Annotated in this window: 18 protein-coding genes and 1 tRNA gene; 12 read left to right on the top strand and 7 right to left on the bottom strand. The window is 61.0% G+C overall.

The features are described 5' to 3' along the window. Window positions 1-5: 5 nt before the first annotated feature. Window positions 6-554, bottom strand: coding sequence for an archease (locus ACZ5B4_RS01875; RefSeq protein WP_464912744.1), 549 nt, complete (start codon window positions 552-554; stop codon window positions 6-8). Window positions 555-858: 304 nt separating this feature from the next. On the opposite strand from ACZ5B4_RS01875, the gene ACZ5B4_RS01870 reads away from it, so the two are divergent. From ACZ5B4_RS01870 to ACZ5B4_RS01840, 7 genes are all read left to right on the top strand, one after another. Then, window positions 859-1,731, top strand: coding sequence for a ThuA domain-containing protein (locus ACZ5B4_RS01870; protein ID WP_464912743.1), 873 nt, complete (start codon window positions 859-861; stop codon window positions 1,729-1,731). A gap of 719 nt (window positions 1,732-2,450) precedes the next feature. Next, window positions 2,451-4,088 (top strand): chaperonin GroEL, encoded by a 1,638-nt coding sequence (gene groL, locus ACZ5B4_RS01865; protein ID WP_464912742.1) that lies wholly within the window; start codon window positions 2,451-2,453, stop codon window positions 4,086-4,088. Window positions 4,089-4,232: 144 nt separating this feature from the next. Then, on the top strand, window positions 4,233-4,532 hold the full coding sequence (gene groES, locus ACZ5B4_RS01860; RefSeq protein WP_464912741.1) for a co-chaperone GroES: 300 nt from the start codon (window positions 4,233-4,235) through the stop codon (window positions 4,530-4,532). Window positions 4,533-4,599: 67 nt separating this feature from the next. After that, window positions 4,600-6,219 (top strand): chaperonin GroEL, encoded by a 1,620-nt coding sequence (gene groL, locus ACZ5B4_RS01855; RefSeq protein WP_464912740.1) that lies wholly within the window; start codon window positions 4,600-4,602, stop codon window positions 6,217-6,219. Window positions 6,220-6,598: 379 nt separating this feature from the next. Then, the gene (gene dnaJ, locus ACZ5B4_RS01850) at window positions 6,599-7,729 is read left to right on the top strand and encodes a molecular chaperone DnaJ (protein WP_464912739.1); all 1,131 of its coding nucleotides are present in this window, start codon (window positions 6,599-6,601) and stop codon (window positions 7,727-7,729) included. 227 nt (window positions 7,730-7,956) lie between these two features. Next, a complete protein-coding gene (gene grpE, locus ACZ5B4_RS01845) occupies window positions 7,957-8,547 on the top strand; it encodes a nucleotide exchange factor GrpE (protein WP_464912738.1) in 591 nt (196 codons plus the stop codon). 220 nt (window positions 8,548-8,767) lie between these two features. Beyond that, window positions 8,768-9,085, top strand: coding sequence for an FmdB family zinc ribbon protein (locus ACZ5B4_RS01840; RefSeq protein ID WP_464912737.1), 318 nt, complete (start codon window positions 8,768-8,770; stop codon window positions 9,083-9,085). A gap of 157 nt (window positions 9,086-9,242) precedes the next feature. On the opposite strand, the gene ACZ5B4_RS01835 is transcribed toward ACZ5B4_RS01840, so the two are convergent. After that, the gene (locus ACZ5B4_RS01835; protein ID WP_464912736.1) at window positions 9,243-10,547 is read right to left on the bottom strand and encodes a tetratricopeptide repeat protein; all 1,305 of its coding nucleotides are present in this window, start codon (window positions 10,545-10,547) and stop codon (window positions 9,243-9,245) included. 497 nt (window positions 10,548-11,044) lie between these two features. Between ACZ5B4_RS01835 and ACZ5B4_RS01830 the strand changes: the two genes are divergently transcribed. Next, window positions 11,045-11,596: a hypothetical protein gene (locus ACZ5B4_RS01830; protein ID WP_464912735.1), complete on the top strand. Its 552-nt coding sequence runs from the start codon at window positions 11,045-11,047 to the stop codon at window positions 11,594-11,596. Between the two features lie 15 nt (window positions 11,597-11,611). Here the strand turns inward: ACZ5B4_RS01830 and ACZ5B4_RS01825 are convergent, their stop codons facing one another. After that, on the bottom strand, window positions 11,612-12,361 hold the full coding sequence (locus ACZ5B4_RS01825; RefSeq protein WP_464912734.1) for a cytidylyltransferase domain-containing protein: 750 nt from the start codon (window positions 12,359-12,361) through the stop codon (window positions 11,612-11,614). A gap of 255 nt (window positions 12,362-12,616) precedes the next feature. After that, on the bottom strand, window positions 12,617-14,578 hold the full coding sequence (gene acs, locus ACZ5B4_RS01820; protein WP_464912733.1) for an acetate--CoA ligase: 1,962 nt from the start codon (window positions 14,576-14,578) through the stop codon (window positions 12,617-12,619). A 337-nt stretch (window positions 14,579-14,915) separates the two neighbouring features. Here acs and ACZ5B4_RS01815 point away from each other — a divergent pair, with 337 nt between their 5' ends. The 3 genes from ACZ5B4_RS01815 to ACZ5B4_RS01805 all read left to right on the top strand — a co-directional run bounded on the left by ACZ5B4_RS01815 (window position 14,916) and on the right by ACZ5B4_RS01805 (window position 18,896). After that, complete coding sequence (locus ACZ5B4_RS01815) at window positions 14,916-16,448, top strand: sulfatase family protein (RefSeq protein ID WP_464912732.1); 1,533 nt, start codon at window positions 14,916-14,918, stop codon at window positions 16,446-16,448. 333 nt (window positions 16,449-16,781) lie between these two features. Further along, complete coding sequence (locus tag ACZ5B4_RS01810) at window positions 16,782-18,521, top strand: L-lactate permease (protein ID WP_464912731.1); 1,740 nt, start codon at window positions 16,782-16,784, stop codon at window positions 18,519-18,521. 291 nt (window positions 18,522-18,812) lie between these two features. After that, window positions 18,813-18,896, top strand: a tRNA-Leu gene (locus ACZ5B4_RS01805). A gap of 101 nt (window positions 18,897-18,997) precedes the next feature. Here the strand turns inward: ACZ5B4_RS01805 and ACZ5B4_RS01800 are convergent. The 3 genes from ACZ5B4_RS01800 to ACZ5B4_RS01790 form a co-directional block, all read right to left on the bottom strand. Further along, complete coding sequence (locus ACZ5B4_RS01800) at window positions 18,998-19,963, bottom strand: sugar phosphate isomerase/epimerase family protein (protein ID WP_464912730.1); 966 nt, start codon at window positions 19,961-19,963, stop codon at window positions 18,998-19,000. Window positions 19,964-20,193: 230 nt separating this feature from the next. Then, window positions 20,194-21,060 carry a ThuA domain-containing protein gene (locus tag ACZ5B4_RS01795; protein WP_464912729.1) on the bottom strand — a complete coding sequence of 289 codons (867 nt, stop codon included), beginning with the start codon at window positions 21,058-21,060 and terminating at the stop codon, window positions 20,194-20,196. Between the two features lie 176 nt (window positions 21,061-21,236). Continuing rightward, window positions 21,237-21,470: a hypothetical protein gene (locus tag ACZ5B4_RS01790; RefSeq protein WP_464912728.1), complete on the bottom strand. Its 234-nt coding sequence runs from the start codon at window positions 21,468-21,470 to the stop codon at window positions 21,237-21,239. Between ACZ5B4_RS01790 and ACZ5B4_RS01785 the strand changes: the two genes are divergently transcribed. Next, window positions 21,469-22,683 carry a YcjF family protein gene (locus tag ACZ5B4_RS01785; RefSeq protein WP_464912727.1) on the top strand — a complete coding sequence of 405 codons (1,215 nt, stop codon included), beginning with the start codon at window positions 21,469-21,471 and terminating at the stop codon, window positions 22,681-22,683. The genes ACZ5B4_RS01790 and ACZ5B4_RS01785 overlap by 2 nt on opposite strands. Window positions 22,684-22,693: the final 10 nt, after the last annotated feature.

Raw genomic sequence — 22,693 nt, 5'->3', positions numbered from 1 at the left:
ATGGGTCACAAATCGAAGATCACCTGAGACTCGTATCCTTGCTCGGTCTTGCAAATATGGAGCTGGTGATAGGTCACCGCTTTGATTTCCATCTTCGCCCGATGCCTTGAGAGATCCAACTTTTCGCCCCATGCCCGTCCGTGCAATCCGGTCGCCGCAAATCGCACTTCGAATCGACCAAAAACCATGCGTCTCGCGTCAAAGCTAGCCAACAGCTCGGCCAGCCAGTCGTGCAAGAGGTCCTCCCACGCCTCTGAGAGACGCATGGGCGTGCCGCACACCTCGTCCCGGCCGCCATGCTGCGGTAAGGCGAACCCTTGGCCGGCAACAATCTCGAACGACACCGTCGTCACCCGTCGCACCGTGGTCAAGTCTTCCAATAGCAACGAGAACATGCCCTCCGCCGCATCTTGGAACAGTCCCTCGAGCGAAGCGGCTTGAATCCGCAATCCGATATCGGCGGTGTGGTCGATGATCTCGAACATGCCGTACGTCGGTTCCTTTTTTCCGCAAAAGCCGGCGGCATGCACGCGGTGTTGACGCCGAATTGCCACGTTTCTCGGCAGTCCCTCATAGCCGCTTCAGCGGTACCTGAGTCGCCGGTTTTATGTTCGCGGTTGCAACGGGTGACGCCGTTCACGTCACGCCTGACCGCCGCGATGACGGTCAGGGATTCTTGCGTCCGGAGGCGGCGTGAGGCGATCGACAGCCAAGTCCCTGGCAAAGCTCTTTTTTTATGCTAACCGGGCGGCTATGCTAGTCAAAACATTGGGCAGGTTCGCCGCGATGCCAAGAGGACGCCCTTGGATGTGGTTTGTGTTTTCAATTCCGCAGCTTCTCGCGAGAAAGGGAATCGCCATGCATCGACGCTGTTTTCTCTGGGCAGGAACGTTATGCCTCCTGTTCGCCGTGAACGGTTTTGCCGCCCAGTATAAGGCATTGCTGGTGACCGGCCAGAACGGTCACAACTGGCAAGAAACGACGCCGGTCCTGAAACAATTGTTGGAAGAGACGGGTCTGTTCACAGTGGACGTGGCCCAATCTCCGGCCAAAGGCCAGGATATGTCGGGATTCAAGCCGTCCTTCCAGGATTACGACCTGGTCGTCCTCAACTATCAGGGGGATGCCTGGCCGGACGAACCCAAAGCCGCATTCGTCCGGTACGTCAAGAATGGAGGCGGCGTACTCGTGTACCACTTCGCCTGCGCCGCCTTCCCCGACTGGCCCGAATACAACGAAATCATCGGACTCGGCGGCTGGGGCGGTCGAAACGAGAACTGGGGGCCGTACGTGCGTTGGCGCGACGGCCGAGCCGTTTTCGACTACTCGCCGGGCCGAGGCGGCGGGCATGGTCCCATGCAACCCTTCCAAATCGTCATCCGTCACAAAGAGCATCCCATTACCCAAGGTTTGCCCGAGAAATTCATGCACGTCCCCGACGAGCTCTACGGTTGGCTTCGCGGGCCGGCCAAGAATCTCACGGTGCTCGCCACGGCCTTCGCTCCCGCCGACAAAGGCGGCTCGGACGAGCACGAACCGCTGCTCTTCACCGTCCGGTACGGCCAAGGGCGGGTATTCTTCAACGCACTGGGGCACACCGCCAAGGAACTGAAAAGCCTGGCGTTTATCGTAACGTATCAACGGGGCGCCGAATGGGCGGCAAGCGGCAAGGTCACGCTGCCCATCCCCAAAGATTTCCCCACGGCAGACGAGGCGAAAACGCGGGAGTAACGTCCGTTCAAGCACCGCAATCACGGGAGTGCACAGCCGACTGTCCTGCCCACGTTTCACCTGATCCGTAGCAACGCCGACTGAGCGGTCGCGACCTATCCTTCGCGACCGCTCTTTTCGTGATTTGTCCCCGCCTCCAAGACTTCGATGAAGCCCGAATTCGGCCGTTTGCCGCGCTCGAAGATCGAGCAAGAATCGGCGCACACGTCCGAATCCGAAACGATCGGAGCCGGTTTCAGTTTTGGGCTCGATCAAGGCGAGATAAATGCCCACCATGTGCCGGCCAGGGTCGGCGGAACGCTTGATCCCGGCATCTGCCAAAATGGCACTCCGATAGGAATCGTTCGCCGCAGCCTATCGCTCCCCGCAGCGAGACCTCAGCCACAAATCCATATCTTGTAGCATTTTATGAAATTGATCGCTCATTGGGAACGGATGTTGCTCAAACGGGAGCATTCAAATCGAGCGGCTGCCACTCCGGAAACTGCTGTTTCGAGCCGTGCTATGGGCAGCCTTAAAAGATTGTTTTGAAAACGTGTCGGCGACGGTAATGACATGCGGTGTTCAATAGCCTTCGAGCGGCTGCTGAAGACCCCTCGTAGGTAGGAGCGATTTCGACAGCGTGCGCCGCCTACCGACAGCGTCTTTCTTCGAGCGGATCCTTTCGGTGGACCTTCCTGAGTGGGGTTAACCTATCACAGATTTGAGGAGGAATCACTGTGGCAAAACAACTTTTATTTGAGGATGTCGCGAGGCAATCGCTGGCGGCCGGCGTGAATAAACTGGCGGCCGCGGTCAAGGCCACGTTAGGCCCTCGCGGTCGTAATGTGATGCTCGACAAGAGCTGGGGTTCCCCCAAGGTCACCAAGGACGGGGTGACCGTTGCCGAAGACATTGATCTGGAAAACCCTTACGAGAACCTCGCCGCCAAGCTCGTTCGCGAAGCGGCCTCGAAAACGAACGATGTGGCCGGTGATGGAACCACCACCGCTACCGTCCTGGCCGAAGCGATCTTTCAGGAAGGTCTGAAAATGATCGCGGCCGGCGCCGATCCGATGGCGCTCAATCGCGGCATCCAAAAGGCGGTCGACGCGGCGGTGGAAGCCGTCCGCAAGATGGCGGTGAGCGTTGACGAAAAGAGCCGCAAGGAAATCGCCCAGGTCGCCACCATCGCCGGCAATAACGATCCTTCCATCGGCGCCGTGCTGGCCGACGCCTTTGTCAAGGTGGGCAAGAATGGCGCGATCACGGTCGAGGAAGGCAAGCAGGCCGAGACGACCGTCGAATTCATCGAGGGCATGCAATTCGACCGCGGCTTTCTCTCGCCGCATTTCGTCACCAATCCCGATTCGCAAACCTGCGAATTGGAGCGCTGCCTCGTTTTGGTGCACGAAGAGAAGATTTCCAACGCCCGGGCGCTGGTGCCCTTGCTGGAAGCGGTCAGCAAGGCCAACCGCCCGCTCCTGATCATCGCCGAGGATATTGAAGGCGAGGCCTTGGCTACGCTGGTGGTCAATAAACTCCGCGGTATCCTCAACGTCTGCGCGGTGAAGGCCCCCGCTTACGGTGAACGCCGCAAGGCCATGTTGGGCGACATCGCCATCCTGACCGGCGGTAAAGCCATCTTCAAAGACTTGGGCATCAATCTGGAATCCGTCAAACTCAGCGACTTGGGTCAGGCCAAGAAGGTCATCGTTTCGGCCGACGACACCACCATCGTGGGCGGGGCAGGCAACAAGGAGGAGATTGAAGGCCGCTGCGAGATGATTCGCCGCGAGCTTCAAACCACCACCAGCGATTATGATCGCGAAAAGTTGCAAGAGCGGCTCGCCAAGCTGTCGGGCGGCGTGGCTCAGATTTATGTGGGGGCCGCGACCGAGACCGAGTTGAAGGAACGTAAATTCCTCATCGAAGACGCCAAGAACGCCACACAAGCGGCCCTCGAAGAGGGCGTCGTTCCCGGCGGCGGCGTCGCGCTCCTTCGTGCCGCCAAGGCTGTGGAAAAGTTGGAGCTGACCGGCGACGAGGCTTTGGGAGCCAAGATCATCGCCGGCGTCTTGGAAATTCCCTTGCGAACGATCGCCGAGAACGCCGGCCAACAAGGCGCCGTCGTGGTCAACCGTGTTCGCAAGATGAAAAAGAACGAAGGCTATGACGCCGATCGCGATCAGTTCGTCGATCTGATGGAAGCCGGCGTCATCGATCCGGCCAAGGTGGTCCGCATCGCGCTTCAGAACGCGGCCAGCGTTGCCGGTCTGCTGTTGACGACCTCCTGCCTGGTTACCGAGATCCCGAAGAAGGAGACGGATAAAAAGCCGGGCGGCCACAACCACGATATGGACGACTACGACTATTGATGTTAACGACGCCTCGCCTGCTCCGACGCGGGCGAAGTGCAAACGGAAAACGATCCGGGGAAGAGCGGCCGAGGTTGGCCCAATTCCCCGAGGGATACAGGTTGGTTCAATCCGGACCGGACTTCAATGAAAAGGGTGGAGAACATGAAGGATATCAAATTGCGCCCGTTGGATGATCGGATCGTCGTGGAACCCGTGGAGGCTGAAGAGACGACCCCCGGCGGCATCGTCCTTCCCGACACCGCCAAGGAAAAGCCGCAACGCGGTATCGTCTTGGCGGTCGGCCCGGGTCGCCTGCTGGACAGCGGCAAGCGGACGGAAGTCTCGGTAGCCGTTGGCGATGAGGTCATTTTCGGCAAGTACAGCGGCACGGATATCGAGATCGACGGTCGAGAGGTCAAGATCCTTCGCGAAAGCGATGTGTTGGCCAAGGTCGTGAAATGACGGTGGGCGCCGGTTGCAGGCGCATGGAAACGCATCGCTCGGATTCAGTTCATAAGGAGCCGCAATCGTGGCGAAACAATTGCTGTATCAGGATCAGGCCCGCGCCAAACTGCTGCGCGGCGTGGAAAAAATGACCGACGTCGTCGCCGCTACGCTCGGACCGGCGGGCCACAACGTGATTCTCTCCAAGTCGTTCGGCGGACCGCAGGTCACCAAGGACGGCGTCACCGTGGCCAAGGAAGTGGACTTGGAGGACAAATTCGAGAACATGGGGGCCAAGCTCCTCCGCGAGGTGGCCTCCAAGACATCCGACACGGCGGGTGACGGCACCACGACCGCCACCGTGCTGGCCCATGCCATTTACCGCGAAGGGCTGCGGAACGTCGTGGCGGGGAGCAATCCGACCGCCATCCGTCGCGGCATCGAGCGGGCCGTCGAGGCCGCCGTCAATCACCTCCAAACCATCGCCAAGCGGATCGAAAACAAGTCCGAACTCGCCAGCGTGGGCGCCATCAGTGCCAACAACGACACGCAGATCGGCAATCTGTTGGCCGAGGCGATGGAAAAGGTCGGGAAAGACGGCGTCATTACCGTCGAGGAAGGCAAATCCGCCGAGACGACCTACAAAATCGTGGAGGGCATGCAATTCGATAAGGGATACCTTTCGCCCTATTTCATCAACCGCATGCCGGAGATGGATTGCTACCTGGAGGATGCCTTCATTCTCATCCACGAGAAGAAGATCAGCAACCTTCGCGAGCTGATCCCCGTCTTGGAGAAGACGGCGCAGACCGGCAAGCCCTTGCTGATCATCGCGGAAGACGTGGAAGGCGAGGCGTTGACGGCCCTGGTGGTCAACAAGCTGCGCGGCGTCTTGAACGTGTGCGCGGTGAAGGCCCCCGGTTTCGGCGACCGCCGCAAGGCCATGCTCGGCGATATCGCCATCTTGACCGGCGGTACATTGATCAGCGAGGACCTGGGGATGAAGCTCGAGAACGTCGAGTTGTCCCACCTGGGTCGGGCCAAGAAGATCACGGTCGATCGCGACAAGACGACGATCGTCGAAGGCGGCGGAAAACCCGCCGACATCAAGGCCCGCGCCGACCAGCTTCGGCAGTTGATCGAAACCACCGACAGCGACTACGACCGGGAAAAGTATCAGGAGCGTCTGGCCAAGCTCTCCGGCGGTGTGGCGGTGGTGCAGGTCGGCGGTTTGACCGAGGCCGAGATGAAGCAGACCAAGGCCCGCGTGGAGGACGCCTTGCACGCGAAGCGAGCCGCGGCCGAGGAAGGGATTGTGCCCGGCGGCGGAGTAGCTCTGCTGCGCTGCCGTGACGCCGTCGAAAAGGCCCGCGGCGCTGCTCGCGGCGACGAGAAGATCGGCGTGGATATCGTCTGGCGGGCTTTGACCAAGCCCTTGGAGAAGATCGCGGCCAACGCCGGTGTGGACGGCGCGGTCGTGGTGCAAGAGCTTTTGGAAAAGGACGTCAACGTCGGTTTCGACGCCCTCACGCATAAGTACGTCGACATGTTCAAGGCGGGCATCATCGACCCGGCCAAGGTCGTCCGATGCGCCTTGCAGAACGCGGCCAGCGTGGCCTCGCTGATGTTGACCACTGAGGTGCTGGTGACCGACGTGCCCAAGGAGGATGAAGAGGAAACGGTCGCGGAAGGCGTGATCCGATAAGCATCGGCACCTCGCGATGACATCAGCGCGAGGGCGAATGCTGATGTCGAGCGTCAAATCGTGTGCGGGAATGCAGGCCAGGGCCGTCTCACGGGAGGCGGCCCGAAGCTTGTCTCCCCGGCATGAGGGCCGCGACCGCGCGTGTGCAACGGAATCCACACTCGTAGATAACCGTCGAGGCGAGTTGCGGCGTTTCGCGAAACCTGGAATGGAGCTACACTTGAGAGGATGAAGGCCTTCAAGAGCCGTCTTCAGGGGGAACGCATTCGGGGAGCAGGAGCGATCCTTTCCGATTCGTCCCCCGTGTTCCGTCGGTTGATGCCGCCCTCTCCGTTGCGATCCGCGTCCCTCCAATCTCGTTGAGCCAGACATGGCAACCATGTCCCAAAAAAAAGACTATTACCAGGTTCTGGGCGTTTCGCGAAGCGCCTCGGATAAAGAGATCGCGGATGCCTATCGCAAGCTCGCCTTGAAATACCATCCTGATCGGAATCCCGGTGACGAGGAGGCTGTGGCCAGATTCAAGGAGGCTGCCGAAGCGTTCGAGGTTCTCAGCAACCCGGAAAAGCGGGCGGCGTATGACCGGTACGGCCATGCCGGCCTTTCGGGAAATTACCAGGCCCATCAGTTCCGCGACATCAACGAGATCTTCTCCGCCTTCGGCGACATCTTCGGCGAGGGATTGTTCGGTGATATTTTCGGCGGGCTGGGCGGTCGCAATCGTCCGCGGCGCGGCGAGGATATCGTCTGCGAAATCTCGCTCGATCTCCGCGAAGCGGCTGAGGGAACCGCAAAAACCGTCCGCTTTCGGAGGCACAAAATCTGCGAAACATGCCAAGGTTCGGGAGCGAAGCCCGGAACCAAGCCGGAGAGCTGCCAGTATTGCGGCGGTCGCGGTCGCGTCATGCAATCGGCCGGTTTTTTCTCGATGCAGACGACCTGCCCGGCCTGCGGAGGACGCGGTGTGACCATCCGCCACCCTTGCCTGCAATGCAAAGGCCAAGGAGTGGTGATCGAGACGGTGTCCCGGGAGGTGAACATCCCGCCCGGCGTGGACTCCAGCACGCGCCTTCGTCTGCAAGGCGAGGGCGAAATCAGCCCCAACGGCGGCCCCCGAGGAGATTGCTACGTTCTCCTCCACATCCGCGAGCACCCGCTTTTCAAGCGGGACGGCCAGAACCTGATTTGTCGGGTACCGATCACCTATACGCAGGCCGCCTTGGGCGCCGACATCGAGGTCCCCACCCTCAACGGGCCGGAGAATCTCAAGATTCCCCCCGGCACGCAAAGCGAAGAAGTCTTCGTTCTGCGAGGCAAGGGAATGCCGAATATGCGGTCTCGCAGGCGAGGCGACCTGCTGGTACAGGTCTTCATCGAGGTACCCAAGACCCTCAATCCGAAGCACGAGAAGTTACTGCGAGAGCTTGCCGAGATCGAGAATTCCGACGTGATGCCCAAACGGAAGGACTTCTTCGGCATGATCAAGGAATTGTTCTCCAAGCGTGGATAGGCTGCCGCGCAGAATCGGCGCGGCCCGGCCGGAAGAACGGCTTCGGCGTTGGGATGAGACGACGGTTCGCCCGACGGTGTATCGTGACGGATTGGTAATGAAACGAGGGCACGGCCATGGCGAAGCGATCTCACAACCGAAATCCGCAAGAAACAGCGTCGCGCGAAGCGAACGCGAGACCAAACGAAACTTCACGAGAGCCTCAAGTATCGCAATCGGAAAGCAACATGCACACGGTCCAATCTTCGGAAGAACCTCTGCCTCACGAGGAATCCGCCTCCGACGTCCCGGGCACGGGCGAAGGCGAAAAGCAGGCGGAAGTCGCTCGGCTTCAGTCGGAAGCGGAGGCATTGCGGCGGGAGGCAGACGAACACCGGAATCGCGCGATGCGATGGCAGGCCGAATTCGAGAATTACCAAAAGCGAGTCCAACGGCAAATGGCCGACGATCGCCGGTACGCCGCCGCCGATCTGATTCGCGACTTGCTGCCGGTCCTGGACAACCTTCAAAGGGCCATCGAATCCGCGGAAAAGAATCACGATCTGTCCGCGCTCTTGGCGGGCTTGAATATGATCGTCAAGCAATGGCAGGATGTCTTGGCCAAGCACGAATGCCGGCGGATCGAGGCCTTGAATCAGCCCTTCGATCCGAACCTGCATCACGCGATTTCGCGTCAAGCGACGGGCGACGCTCCGCCCAACACCGTGATTTACGTGACGCAAGAAGGCTACGTCCTGCACGATCGGGTTGTGCGACCGAGCCAGGTCGTGGTCTCCATGCCCTTGGATGGCGAAGGCGAGCGGCCCGAAAACACGTAGCCGGCCGACGGAATCGCCTGTGGAGCCGATGGGAGAAGCGTCATCTTTGCTCCCGAAGACAACTCGGTTCCGCGCGGGGAAAATCCGAACGGCCTGCCGGGACACGGCCGCCGGCGACTGCAAATGGCGACAATCAGGACCTTACGGGACGCGAATCCGTTTTCGTAACTCGGAGACACGTCGCATCCATTGGTACGCTTCGTGATTCGGAGATAGATCGATGCCTACTTATGAGTACGTCTGCGATGCTTGCCAACACCAATTCGAGACATTTCAAAGCATTACCGCGGACCCGCTGGTAAAGTGTCCGGAATGCGGCAAGAAAAAGCTCCGCCGCTTGATCGGGACGGGGGCAGCCATCATTTTCAAAGGCTCGGGCTTCTATTGCACCGATTATCGCAGCGACTCGTACCGCCAGGCTGCTTCCAAAGACAATGGCAAGTCCTCCTCGGGCAACGGTTCGACTAACGGGTCGAGCAACGGTTCCAGCAACGGTCGAACCTCGGCCAAGAAGACGGCTGGCGAAGCGGCGAAGTAAGAGCTGCCCGTTTCACCCCTGCTCCCCCTCAAGGCCCGGATTGCATCTTGCGGTCCCGAATACCCCGGGGAACCCGCTTATGGGCCTTGCCCGGTCATGAAGTGTCGATCTTCTCAGCCCTGGCCTGTCGATTCACAATTACCGCCCGGCTACCGGCTCACCGGCTTGTGATCGGCGGTAAGGGCTGCACTTCGGTCACCGGTTCGGCCAGTACCGGCGGCAACGGTGCCACGACGGAGCCGACCTTCGGTGACTCGATCGCGACGGGGTTGCCCGTATTTGGCAGCGGCCGTGGAGAGGCGGGAAGGCCGAGGGCGGGAGGCGTGCTCCGGGAAGTGGTGACACTTCGCTGAGGCTCCGGGCCGGACGGGGACTGTTTCGACATCGCGGGCCATGAGCCTGTCGCCGGACTTCCTGCATGCGGCCCCACCATGCCTGGCGTCTCCTCGTCCCCCGCAGAAGAAGAAACGGACAATGCGTTGGACGGCTTGCCGAAAAACGGAAGGTTGAACGAGCGACGGCTCCCGTTTTGCTTTTCCGCCGGGGCGGAATGAGGCTCAGTGGAAGTGCCGGACGCGGCGAAGCCCGGCTCGGCCAATTGCTCGGTCAGAGAGACCTGCTGCTGCGCCCGCCCAAGGCTGGGTTCCTTCGCAATCAACGAGTTGTCATTCCGGGTGCGTAAAGACTCCAACCATTGCCGCGCCTCCTCGAAGTCGGGTTTGCGTTGCAGAGCAAGGTTGAAGTACCGTGCCGCGGCGGCCGTATCGCCCTTCTTTTGCAGCAGGTATCCCAAATTGTAATAGGCCTGAGCCTCGTCATGCACGGCCTGAAGTTGCCGCAAGGCATCTTCCGTCCGCCCGGACTCAACGAAGATTACCGCCAGGTTCGTGCGGTAGAGCTCTTGCCGCGGTTCGAGGTTGACCGCTTTTTGCAGCGCGTCGGCCGCCTCGGAAAGCCTCCCTTGCCGCGCCAGACAAAGACCGAGGTGGTTCCAAGCCGCCGCGCTCCCGGGATGATATTTGACCGCCCGTTGAAACGTATCCAAGGCTTCCTTGGATTGCCCTTCGCGATCCTTGAGTCGTCCCAATCCCAGTAAGGCGTCCAGATATCGGCCGTCCATTTGAAGTGCACGGCGGTACTGCTCTTCCGCCTTGTTGAGCTGCTCGGACTTCTCATGGAGCTTCGCCATGGCAACGTAGAGACGCGGGCTGGGCTTGGCCTCCGTGGAAAGCGACGTCGGATCGGCGGTTTGCACCGGCTCCGAGTAGCTTGCCGTAACGGCTGCTCCGGCAGGAGCGGGCAAGAAAGAAAACGGCGATGTCCCACCGGAAGCGTTCCCGTAAGCAGACTGGATCGTATTCTGCGGCTGCGCAGCGCTTCGCGGGGCGGTACATCCCCCGATCGTCACCGGAACGGCAAGGCCGACGATGAGCGCGGATAGCAAAGCGCGAAATCTGAGCACGGCACCACCCTCCGTGGCATAATGTTGAAGTTCGGCCAAGTCCTTCGCCGAACCGCAGTGAGACCGTCGCAAGTTCCCACCGCCCCTCGGTACGACGGCAACTTCCTGACCGGAGCGACCTCTCGTAAATCGAACGGTTCGCCGATTCCGCAATACCCGTTTTCTTGTCATCGGCAGATCTTCCGGAAGAATTCAGAGAACTGCGCGACTTAGGATAAATGCGATGATTTTTTCGGCAGCATTGATTTCCCACTATCCCCAGTTCATGCCGACCGCAACTCGAAAGATAGAGAATATGCGTAGCCTCCATGAATCCGCCGCAAAATCTCACCATTCCTTGCCGATACCTCGTTAAGAGCGCCGGAACGTCGAAAGCCCGATTGTCGTCGAGACTTTCCCACCGGCTGCGGTTTCCGTTGGTTCGGCGCATCGCGCGGACCGAACAACCACGGACTCATCGCCACCACACGAGGATGGTTGCCATGCAAAGGTCATGGATGATTGTTGCCGCGTTGGCCGGCATGATGGTCGCGGCATTTAGCCCGCAGGCATCGGGACAGGGACTGAAGGCCTTCTTCCACCGCGTCGGCGAAGATACCTGCCGCAACAACTCTTGGCCCGATTGTTTCGTCCCGAACGACCGGTTCGCCGCTAAAGCACCACTCGAGTTGATGGTTAGGAAGGGCTGGATGGCCCAGAACCTGATTTCAGAACAGCATTTCGATCAGGAAACCGGAAAGCTGAACCAGGCGGGCAAGCTGAAAATTGAGTGGATCTTGACCGAGGCGCCCAGCACGCATCGAACCATCTACGTGCGCCAGACTTATAAGGCCGAGGAGACTCAGCGACGGGTCGATGCCGTGCGGAACTGGGCGAGCGAGCTCATCAACTCCCCGGACGACGTCGCCATCGAAGTGGTGCAGATCTCGCCTCCCGGCTGGCCCGCCGAAATGGTCGATTCTTTGGAGCGGAAATACATGGAGACGATGCCTGCACCTCGCCTGCCGAAACTGGAGAACGGCGGAAGCGGTTCGATCAATCTTCCCTAAGACCCCAGCGGCTTGTCAGGCGATACGCGAAGCACGGTTCAATTCGGCCATTTGATAACGGAGCGACGGGCAACGGTCCAGCAGATTGGTGATGGTCCGCAAGTCGCAATCCGGCCCGAGCGTCTCGAGAATGATCTGGTGGTATTCCCAATCATCCTCGCTATTCAGGGTGAGGCGAATATCCTCCCGATCGATCTCTTCCGGCAGCGGAATCCACTGCACGCGAAACCTTTCCGGGTGCTGGTAGATGTAGCGCGTGGGGTGGGCGCGGTGTTTGGCGGATTGCACGCGCCGGGAGACTTCCAGCAACGTCTTCGCGTTCACCCATTCGCCGAACACCCCGACCGGCGTGGACATCGCAGGCGTGCCGTCGTGGCTGCGGTAACCAAGATAATCGACCGGTTCGGTCTGACGGCGACTTTCCTTTACCAAACGGTCCAAAAGCACGGGGTCAAAGAGCGGACAGGCCGTCTCGATCCGCACAAAGTGAGAGGCGGGATAGGCCTCCAAGGCGGCTGCTAAGGCACCCAAGGGATCCGCCGATTGCGCGACGAAGACGGGTACGTCCAGCGGCGTCACATGCTTGACGAACTCGTTGTCCGGGGCCGCCGTGGTAACAACGATCACCCCGTCCAATTGCTGGCTGTCGGTGGCGCGCCGGGCGACCCACTCCAAGACCGACTTCCCGTTGAGTTTTCGAGAAGCCCTCGCCCGCTCCTTCGGGAGCGCGAAACAAGCATCGACGATACCGAGATTTTCCAACATCCGGCCCACCTCCTTTCGGCTCTCCGTCTCCAGTCGCTCACAGATGCCGGACCTGCGTTCGCCTTCTAATATAGAGGGCTGAACAAGCGTGCGTCAAGCAAAATCCCCCCGAAAAAGGAACCGCCCACGGCAGCCGTGATGGGCCGCCGCGGGCGGTATCATCCCGTCTCATCCTGCATTGCTGAGTAAAACGATCTTTCACTGCGCGCTACGGATCCCACGAGGGAGCCGCACGCGTTTGCGCCCCGCCGCCGATCAACCTTCGTCTCCGGCGCGGAGTCGAGCCAGCACGCTGTAGTCCTCCAAAGTGCTGGTGTCGCCCACGGTTTCTCGACCGGAAGCGATATCCCGCAGCAAGCGTCGCATGATCTTGCCGCTCCGGGTCTTGGGCAAGGAAGCCGTGAAATGGATGTCATCGGGGACGGCCAGCGCGCCGATCTCCTTGCGGACGTGCTGTTTCAAATCCGCCCGCAATTGGTCGGACGGCTCGAAGCCCTCGGCCAAGGTCACGAAAGCACAAATGGCCTCGCCTTTGACATCGTGCGGTCGTCCCACGGCGGCCGCCTCGGCCACGGCGGGATGGCTGACCAGCGCACTCTCCACTTCGATCGTGCTGAGCCGGTGGCCCGAGACGTTGAGCACGTCGTCGATCCGGCCCATGATCCAGTAGTAACCATCCTCGTCGCAGCGTGCATTATCGCCTGCGAGATACTTATGGGGCACATCCGACCAATATTGCTGTTTATAGCGTTCGTCGTCGCCCCAAATCCCGCGCAGCATGCCGGGCCAGGGTTGGGTGATGACCAACCAGCCCCCGGTTCCCTGGGGAACGGGCTTGCCGTCTTCGCCGACGACCTCCGGAACGATGCCCGGCAACGGCTTGGTGGCGCTTCCCGGCTTGAGCGGAGTGCAACCGGGCAGCGGAGAGATCATGATCCCGCCGGTTTCCGTTTGCCACCAGGTATCGACGATGGGACAGCGACCGCCGCCGATCTTTTCGTAGTACCACATCCAAGCTTCGGGATTGATGCCTTCGCCCACGCTGCCCAGGAGGCGGAGGCTGGAAAGATCGTGCTTTTCCACGTGCTCATCGCCCCATTTGATGAACGTGCGAATGGCCGAGGGCGCCGTGTACAAGATGTTGATCTTGTAGCGCTCGATCATGTCCCACCAACGATCCTCGGCCGGGAAATTCGGGGCACCTTCGTACATGAACGAGGTCACTCCCGCCGACAGAGGACCGTACACAATGTAGGTATGGCCGGTAATCCAGCCGATGTCGGCGGTGCACCAGTAGATGTCGTCGTCGCGGACGTCGAACACCCACTCGGTCGTCTTCTTCGCATACAGATTGTAGCCCGCGGTGGTGTGTTTCACCCCCTTCGGCTTGCCGGTGGAACCGCTGGTGTACAGCAGGAACAGCGGCGCCTCGCTGTCCATAGGCTCGGCCGGGCAATCCGCCGAAGCGTTCTCCATCAATTCATGCCACCACAGATCGCGACCTTCCTCCATGGGAATATCTTGGCCGGTCCGCTTGAAGACGATGCACTTCTGCACGCTCGGCGACTTTGCCAGTGCCGCATCCACATTATCCTTCAGGGGAACGATCTTGCCGCGCCGCCAACCGCCGTCGGCCGTAATCATCAGCTTGGCCTGGGCGTTGTTGTTGCGATCCGCCAAGGCTTCCGCAGCAAAGCCGCCGAAGACCACTGAATGCACGGCCCCGATTCGCGCACAAGCCAACATGGCGATCGCCAATTCGGGCACCATGGGCATATACAGGGAAACGCGGTCACCCTTTTGGATGCCCAAACCCTTGAGCACGTTGGCGAACTTGCAGACCTCGCGATGCAGCATTTCATAGGTCAAAACGCGAACATCGCCCGGTTCGCCTTCCCAAATGTACGCCACCTTGTTCCGGCGCCAGGTGGTCAAATGCACGTCGAGGCAGTTGTAAGAGATATTCGTCTGACCGCCTGCAAACCATTCCGCGAACGGTTCGTTCCAGTTTAAGACCTTTTCGAAGGGTTTGAACCAGTGGAGCTCCTTGGCCGACTCTCCCCAAAAGCCTTCCGGATCATCCTTGGCACGCTGCCACAGGGCCTCGTATTCCGCCATGGTTTTGATGCGGGCCTTGGAAGAGAACTCCTGAGACGGGGGAAACAAGCGGGCCTCTTTCATGACGTTCACAATACCTGATTGTCCCTGCGCTGCCATCGATGGCACCTCCCTTTCCGGAAAGAGTGAAGGTTACGGAGTGAAAAGACAGCTCGGACCGCCGTCGGCTTAAAGTCTGACTGATTCTAGAGACCCCTGATATAAGTGTCAATAATTACGAAATCCCGGACGAAATCCCGGACCGGGCCCGTTTCCGGAAACACAAACCGGCCGTGCGAAAAACGCCCCCGGAGCACAGCAGCGCAGGCTGAGCATTGGTTTTCCCGGTCGGATGCGATATAGTGGCGAGAGCTTGGAGCACGCCGGCCGACCGGCGACACCGCTCTGCCGGAGCGCATGCGTTCTTCGTCACGGTTTGCTGGGAGAATCCACGATCATGAAGCCCCATCACGCCTCGAGGCTCGGCATCCGCGGCTTTGTTTCTCGGCTCTTGGTAGGATTCACGGCGGCGTGGCTCGGCCCCGTCGACCTAACCTCCGCCGCCGCACCGACGGCTGATACGCCGCCGAATTTCGTGATCATCTTTATCGACGACATGGGCTACGCCGATATCGGGCCGTTCGGAGCCGAGGGCTATTCCACTCCGCATCTGGATCGCATGGCCGCGGAGGGCCGAATCTTCACCGACTTCTACGTCACGCAAGCCGTCTGCTCCGCGTCCCGCGCCGGCCTCATGACCGGGTGCTATAACGTCCGGGTGGGCATCCTCGGCGCGCTCAACCACACCGCCGACCACGGAATCCATGCCGACGAAGTCACCATCGCCGAGATCGCCAAGCAGAAAGGCTACGCCACGGCCTGCTTCGGCAAATGGCACCTCGGGCATCACCCCAAGTTTTTGCCCACGAACCACGGCTTCGACGAATACTTCGGCTTGCCCTATTCCAACGACATGTGGCCGTTCCACCCCACGGCCGGACAGCACTACCCCAACCTGCCGCTCTTGCAACAAACCGAGGTCATCGACGACGACGTGACGGGCGACGACCAGAGAAATCTGACGACATGGTACACGGAACATGCCGTGGACTTCATCACGAAGAATAAGGACCGCCCGTTCCTGCTCTATGTGCCGCATTCCATGGTCCATGTACCGCTCTACGTCAGCGACAAATTCGCCGGCAAGAGCCGCCGCGGGCTGTTCGGGGACGTGGTCATGGAGATCGATTGGTCGGTGGGCCGCATTCTCGACACACTCCGCGAGAATCAGCTCGACCGGCGCACGCTGGTGGTCTTCACGACGGACAACGGTCCCTGGTTGTCGTACGGCGACCATGCCGGATCGGCCAAACCCCTGCGAGAGGGAAAAGCCACCATGTTCGACGGCGGTTGTCGCGTGCCCACCGTGATGTGGTGGCCGGGGACGGTCCCCGCGGGAACGGTCTGCCGCGAGCCTGTCATGACCATCGACCTGCTGCCGACCATCGCGGAGATCATCGGCGCATCGCTGCCGCCGCACAAGATCGACGGCCTGAGCATACTGCCTCTGATACGTGGCGACGCCGAAGCGAAAAGCCCGCACCAAGCGCTGTACTTTTACTGGGGCCGGGAACTGCATGCCGTTCGCATGGGAAAGTGGAAGCTTCATTTTCCCCATCAATACCCGACCTTGGCGGGTCGGCCGGGCGGCACCGGCGGCAAGCCGGCCGCCTACGAGCAGGCATCCATCGGCCTTTCACTTTTTGATTTGGAATCGGACCCCGGCGAAACCACGAATGTTGCCGAGCAATATCCGCAAGTGGTTCAGGAGATCGAAGCCCTGGCGGACTCGATGCGAGAGGACCTCGGCGACGCCTTGCGCAACATGCCGGCCAAGGGCGCCCGGCCCGCAGGAGTGCTGGAGGACGGCGATCCGCGATTCCACTGGCGTCCCGGCCGGCAGCTCGACCGCACGGCATCCTTTCCATGACCTTCGCGAATCCGGACGGGAATTCTGTTTGCGGGGGCCGCGTTTCGCTTTCCTCGATTGTTGAAGCGATTTAGCCCGGACCTCCCTTGAGGGAGACTATGCGCGCATCCCTCCTCGTCGCGCCGCCCCTGGAACAACGCTTTTCGTCGCGTTCACCGGCTGACCATCCAAGTCCCAGGCTGCCGGCGCAAACCGGTGGTGATATCAACCAAGGAATCATGCGGCGAGGGGGCGTTCACTGGGGGCTGACGCCGGCAGCTCACGCTTTCGCGTCTCAGCCGCCGGTGGCAAACCACATCGACGCCCCGTAGAATGTCGGCTCAAGGAAGGGCGGTGATCGTTGCGTGTGATTCGATTTGGGAGATGGAAAACGTGTGGCATGCCCTGGTAGCGCTTTTTCCATTCCTTCTGGTGTTCGGCCTCTTGGTGATCGGAAAGTGGCCGGCTCGCCATAGCATGCCGATGGCCTATCTTGCCACTGTGCTCGTCGCCGGTCTTTTCTGGCGGGTACCGCTCGGGCGGATGTACGCCGCGACCGTGGAGGGCGTGGCAATTGCGGGGACATTGTTGTACATCATCTTCGGAGCCCTCCTGCTCTTCTACGTCTTGAAGCATGCGGGCGCCGTAGCCGCGATTCGTGGCGCCTTTCAGAACATTACGCCGGACCGCCGAATCCAGGTGGTGATCACCGCCTGGGCCTTTGGAACGTTCATCGAGGGGGCATCCGGATTCGGCACGCCCGCCGCCGTGGCGGGGCCGTTGCTCGTCATCCTGGGCTTTCCCCCGCTCGCCGCCGTCATCGCGGCGGTTACCATTCAGAGCACGCCCGTCTCTTTCGGTGCTGTGGGAACGCCCATCTTGATCGGCGTCAACAAAGGGCTGCAAAACCAATCCTCGGTCTTGGAGTATTTGGCGGCGCACGCCGACCGATTCGGCGGTCTGCACGGCGAGGCCGCCTACGAGAGGCTGCTTTTTATGATCGGCGGATACGTGGCCGTGCTGCATGCCCTCATCGGTTTGCTGATCCCGCTATTCATGGTTTGCATGATGACCCGCTTTTTCGGCGCCCGACGCTCCTGGCGAGAGGGTCTTGGGGCGTGGCGATTCTGTCTCTTCGCCGCCCTTGCGTTTTGTCTGCCTTATGTAATCTTCGGTTTGACCCTGGGACCCAAGTTCCCGTCGCTGCTGGGCGGCTTGTGCGCGACCGTATTGACGCTCACGGCCGCTCGCCGCGGGTGGTTCATGCCCAAGCAATCTTGGGACTTTTCGCCGCCGGAATCATGGCCCGGCGAATGGTGCAGCGCGGCCCCGGCAGCCGCACAAAACGAAGACGCCTCCGCCTTTCCGCGGCATCCGGCTTTGGCCGTCGTGCCGTATCTCGTCGTGGCCGGTCTATTGGTGTCTACGCAATTACCGATGGTTCGCCGGTTTCTCGAGCATGCCGAATTCCGCCACGTTCTTGATCAACCCGCTGCGCAAGGGTCCAATATCGAAGTGCGCTGGAATCCCGCTCTTTCGCCCGGCACGGCCTTTCTGATCGCGGCCGGCGCGGCCGTGATCTTGCTGCGAATGCGGGCATCGGCGACGCGACAAGCCCTTCGCGAAACGTTGGGAGGTACACTTGGAGCGGGGATCGTGCTGGTTTTCGCCGTCCCTGCCGTGCGTGTCTTTTTGCAATCGGACGTCAATTTGGCCGGACTGGGCAGCATGCCGCACGAACTGGCGTCCGCCGTCTCGCAACTGGTGGGCGGAGCCTGGCCGCTGGTAGCCGCACCCGTGGGTGCGTTCGGGGCCTTCGTCGCCGGAAGCAATACCATCAGCAACATGACGTTCGCTCTTTTTCAGTTCAGTGTGGCCTTGCAGAGCGGTCTCGATCCCGTGGCGATCGTCGCGCTACAGGCGGTGGGCGGCGCGGCAGGCAACATGATATGCGTGCACAACGTCGTGGCAGCGGCGGCCACCGTGGGGATCTTGGGCCGAGAGGGTCTCGTGATTCGCAAGACCTTGCTGCCGACGGCCTATTATCTGGCCGCGACCGGCGTGCTCGCCATGCTCTTGCAGTTGCTTCCTTAGTCCAATTTGCGGCTGCGCACGGCTCCGTTCCGGAATCGCTCCGCTCGCCCTCCGTTCCGCCGCCCGATTCCGCCGTTCCTTGAACCCCTAGCAGGGGAAATCTCTGTTCGTGAGAATCAGGGACGCCTCTCTACTCGCGGCTGACAAAGTTTTTGCGGACGCCCTTGCAAATCGCACCGGCTTGCCCTAAAAATAGGGGTGTAAGAGGGTTCCGTATCCGTGCGGCCCGAGGGGCGTCGTCCCGGATTTCGGCCGGAGGAAGTGCGGGATCCCCGTATTTTCACGGATTCAGCCCTGGTGGCGGAACTGGCAGACGCGCATGGCTCAGGACCATGTGGGGGCAACCCCTTGGAGGTTCGAGTCCTCTCCAGGGCACCTTGACGCAGGGTCGTCGTTCGTCGACGGGCGAGCGACGGCCTTGCGTTTTTTGTTGCGTCGCGCGACCCTCCGTGACGGCATGGCGATGGGCCGGGGCGTCACGTCGCCGGGGGCTGTTCCGCGGCCCGCCGCATCTTTTCCAAACCCGTTCGGGCCGTCGCGGCGGCATCATCGTTCCAGTAAGCGGGGTTGAAAAGCTCCAGGGAGAGTGCCCCACGAAAGCCGATGCGGCGCAGGATGCCGAAGATTTCTCCGAGCGGCGCGATGCCATCGCCGGGAAAGACCCGATGCGAATCCTGGATGCTAGCGCGCGGTGGATCGGCCGGGTAATCGTTGACGTGAAAAACGTGCATCGACGCGCCGCTGAAATGCATGAGGCCGTGAACATCCGAGCCGCCGCGGTAGATGTGAAATACATCGAATAGGCCGCAGGCGTCCGGATCACCGGATTCGACGAGCACATAGGCCGCCTGGCTGAGCTTGGACAAGTTCGCCGATCCCCCCCAAATTTCGAGTTGAGGCACGACGCCCATCCGGCGTCCCAACTCCAACAGAAGTCGGTATCGCTCCGCCACGGCGTCCAAGTCCAGCAGGGGCGGTCCGTAGGCACCGGCAGGGGGCGCCGCGATGCGGTTTCCACCCAATTGGGCGATCCAGTCCATCTCCAGCTTCATGCGTTCGAAGCCGGCCCGGCGTTTTTCCTCGTCATCCACCATCCACGATGGAAAGCCGATCGCACTTTCCAATCGCAGGCCGCGGTCGTCGAGCCTTTTTCGCAGCTCGGCCGGCTTTCCACCGACCTCGAGATACTGCTCGATCTCGCGCGTCCACGGCTCGATGCCGTCGTAGCCCGCATCCGCGGCAATGTCGATCTCCTCAACAAGAGAGAGTTTGTACCCGCGGATCGTGCTGGTGTTCAAGCAAAACCGGAAGGGGCTTTGCGTCCTGTTTTCCGCCGCCGGCAAAGCGTTTTCGGCCGCGGAAACAGCTCGACCGCCGACCCAGGAACCGGCGACCGCCGCGCAGCCGACACGCAAGACATCGCGCCGTGACCGCTCTAACATGGCCTGATCTTCTCCAAAGTAGTCCGTCGCGCCGATGGCTTGGAAAAAACGCTCGATGGATCGAATGCAACCCGAGCCGATCCCGATCGGTCAGATGACACAGAATTCATATCCGACGGGGGACGGTCCCATTGCCGACGGACGCGTCCCCCGTCCTTGCGTTTCTCATACGATAGAACGGTGACGAGCCGACTGCGGGCTCGTCCAAGCCGGAACGGCTTAGCCCCGGCTCATCGCTTCAACTGGTTGGCGCCGGGGGTGACCTGGGCGATGTTCGGCACCGGGTCGAAATCCACTTCGCCGAGCACCCAAGCGAAGCCGCCGACCGTAATCTGCTTCATGATGTCGCTGGTCCAAACGTCCTCGCGATGTCCTAGGGAGGTGTAGAAGACTCGGCCTTTCTCATGCAGACGTGCCCAAGTAGCGGGATACGGCGGCCGCTGATAGCACTCATCCACCATGCCCTCCGTCTCTTGCACCAGGATCACGTGCAAATCGGAGGCCAGATTCTTCATGGCGTACCACTCTTCCATCATGCGGAAGGAATCGCCCAGCTTTTCGACGCCGGGGAACTTGGGCGAAACCACCTTCATGACGGCCTCTTGCTGCCTGCCGTGTGTCAAGAATTCGCCGCCTAGCATCCGAATAAAAGGAGACACCTCGTCACCGCGACTATGGAACGCATCGTTGGCGGCATGGAATCCGACCACGCCCTTGCCGGCGGCAACGGCGTCCAAGAACCGCTTCAATCCGCTTTCCGTCATGGGCGGCTCATCGCGATCCTGAATGGGCTTCGTCAAATCGCCGGTGGCGTACAAAGCGATGGCCGCGAATTGGTCCAGGTCTTCGTCGAATACGCGACCGTCCTTCGTGCAAACGACTTCGATGCCGTACTCCTTGCCCCACTCTACGAGGATCTTTTCGGAGTGTGCCAGCTCGCCGTCTTTACGAGCCACAACGGAGTGCTGAAATCCGGCGGAGCGGGTAAAATAAAGAATCTTGCGGCCTTGGCCGAACGCCCCTTTGGTCCAGCGCAAGGGAAATGCGGACAACATCGCCGCCGCTCCGGCGGATGCCAAGAAATCTCTACGCTTCATGACGAAATCTCCTTTGTGGTGGGAATGAGGCAGGGGACACCGATCACGGAAAGCTCGCCCGCCGAAAGCACGTTCGGCGGAACCTTTTGCAAACGATTGGAGCATGATCAGCCGAAAGGTCGAACCAATGCGGGGCGAAGCACCGACATAGCACCAACCGCGCCGACCGCCGTCGGCTATCCTGACCGATCATCCAGCATAGTCCCCCAAACCGCGAAAACCAAGCGATGTGCGCAGGAAAAATCCATTTGCAGCACGCCGGCGAAGATGCCCCCTTCCGGGCCGCGTCCCGCCGCCGATCGTTCTGATACGCCGGTGATCGGTAGCCCGGCGCCGGCCGGCCCGGCGATGGTGGCGACGAAACGGCGGCGGTCTTGAATCTTCGGGGCGGGAAAAACCCGCGATCCCATGAGCATCCTCGACGGTATATGGAAGAAACCGCCCTTGTCGCCGACGGAACTTGACGAAGCCGAGCAAGCCGTCGCCAAGTTGCGCGATCGCTTGCCGGTCTTGACGTTTCGGCTCGTGGGGAAAACGCAGTCGGGCAAGACCTCGATCATTCACGCCCTTACCGGCAGGTCGCGGGAAGAGATCGGCGACGGTTTTCGGCCGTGCACGAAGAACACGCGGGTATACCGGTTTCCCTCGGACGAACAATATTTCGTCCAATTCGTGGACACCCCGGGCTTGGGCGATGTGGAGCATACCGACTCCTGGGTCGAGCCGTCCGGGGACAGACAGCTTGAGGACCGCTGCGACTGCTTGGTTGCGGTGATGAAGGCCATGGACCCGGGACAAGAGGCCGTGCGGCGCGCCGTAGCCGAGGCATGGGCCTGCGAGCCGAGCCGCCCGTTGGTCGTCGTGCAGACCTGCCTCCACGAGGGTTACCCTTGGCGCGAGCCGCGGCACATCCTGCCTTATCCGTTTCGGGATGAAAGCTTCCCCGCAACCGTGCCTTCCGATTTGGCCCGAGCGTTGCAATTACAGCGATCGTGGTTTCCGGGATCACACGTGCGGTTCGCGGCCGTCGATTTCACGCTTCCCGAGGACGGATTCGAGCCGGTGCTCTACGGCTTGGAGGCACTCTGGGACGCGATCGAGGAGGCCTTGCCTTGGGGGCTCCGAGAGGCGATTGTCGGCAACCCCGAGCTATACCGCGATTTCGCAGACGTCCGGTTTCGCAAGGCCCATCCCATCGTGGTGTGGTACGCCTTGGCGGCCGGTACCGCCGCCGCCGTCCCGGTACCGCTGGCGGACCTGCCCGCCGTCATCGCCGTCCCCTTGCTCATGACCAAGCGGTTGGCCGCGATCTACGAACAACCGTGGAACTCGGAGCGTGTCTTGGAAATCATGGGGGCTCTCGGTTTCCGCTTTGCCACGCGGTACTTGGCCAGACAACTGACGCGCTGGATTCCTTTCGTCGGCTCCGTCGCCTCGGCGGGATTCGCGGCCGGGGCTACCTATGCCTTGGGGGCGGCCATGTGCCGGTATTACGGCGATCTGCGTCGCGGGGCCGCCCCCGATCCGAAGGTTTTGCGACGCCTTTACCAAGCGGAACTGAAGCAGTCACGGGAATGGCTCCGCCTTCGCGTGAGGGAAGGCATCCTTCGAGACCGCGCGTGAAAGGCCGGTG

It is taken from the genome of Thermogutta hypogea (assembly GCF_055386265.1).
Note: the sequence above shows the minus strand (reverse complement) of the source record. Positions and strands in the feature narration are given on the sequence as shown.

What these genes read in the sequence shown, in the direction of transcription:
- ACZ5B4_RS01870 (WP_464912743.1), top strand. Translation starts at nt 859, where the DNA reads ATGCATCGACGCTGTTTTCTCTGGGCAGGAACGTTATGCCTCCTGTTC.
- groES (WP_464912741.1), top strand. Translation starts at nt 4,233, where the DNA reads ATGAAGGATATCAAATTGCGCCCGTTGGATGATCGGATCGTCGTGGAA.
- dnaJ (WP_464912739.1), top strand. Translation starts at nt 6,599, where the DNA reads ATGTCCCAAAAAAAAGACTATTACCAGGTTCTGGGCGTTTCGCGAAGC.
- grpE (WP_464912738.1), top strand. Translation starts at nt 7,957, where the DNA reads ATGCACACGGTCCAATCTTCGGAAGAACCTCTGCCTCACGAGGAATCC.
- ACZ5B4_RS01840 (WP_464912737.1), top strand. Translation starts at nt 8,768, where the DNA reads ATGCCTACTTATGAGTACGTCTGCGATGCTTGCCAACACCAATTCGAG.
- ACZ5B4_RS01830 (WP_464912735.1), top strand. Translation starts at nt 11,045, where the DNA reads ATGATTGTTGCCGCGTTGGCCGGCATGATGGTCGCGGCATTTAGCCCG.
- ACZ5B4_RS01825 (WP_464912734.1), bottom strand. Translation starts at nt 12,361, where the DNA reads ATGTTGGAAAATCTCGGTATCGTCGATGCTTGTTTCGCGCTCCCGAAG.
- acs (WP_464912733.1), bottom strand. Translation starts at nt 14,578, where the DNA reads ATGGCAGCGCAGGGACAATCAGGTATTGTGAACGTCATGAAAGAGGCC.
- ACZ5B4_RS01815 (WP_464912732.1), top strand. Translation starts at nt 14,916, where the DNA reads ATGAAGCCCCATCACGCCTCGAGGCTCGGCATCCGCGGCTTTGTTTCT.
- ACZ5B4_RS01800 (WP_464912730.1), bottom strand. Translation starts at nt 19,963, where the DNA reads ATGTTAGAGCGGTCACGGCGCGATGTCTTGCGTGTCGGCTGCGCGGCG.
- ACZ5B4_RS01795 (WP_464912729.1), bottom strand. Translation starts at nt 21,060, where the DNA reads ATGAAGCGTAGAGATTTCTTGGCATCCGCCGGAGCGGCGGCGATGTTG.
- ACZ5B4_RS01785 (WP_464912727.1), top strand. Translation starts at nt 21,469, where the DNA reads ATGAGCATCCTCGACGGTATATGGAAGAAACCGCCCTTGTCGCCGACG.
- ACZ5B4_RS01790 (WP_464912728.1), bottom strand. Translation starts at nt 21,470, where the DNA reads ATGGGATCGCGGGTTTTTCCCGCCCCGAAGATTCAAGACCGCCGCCGT.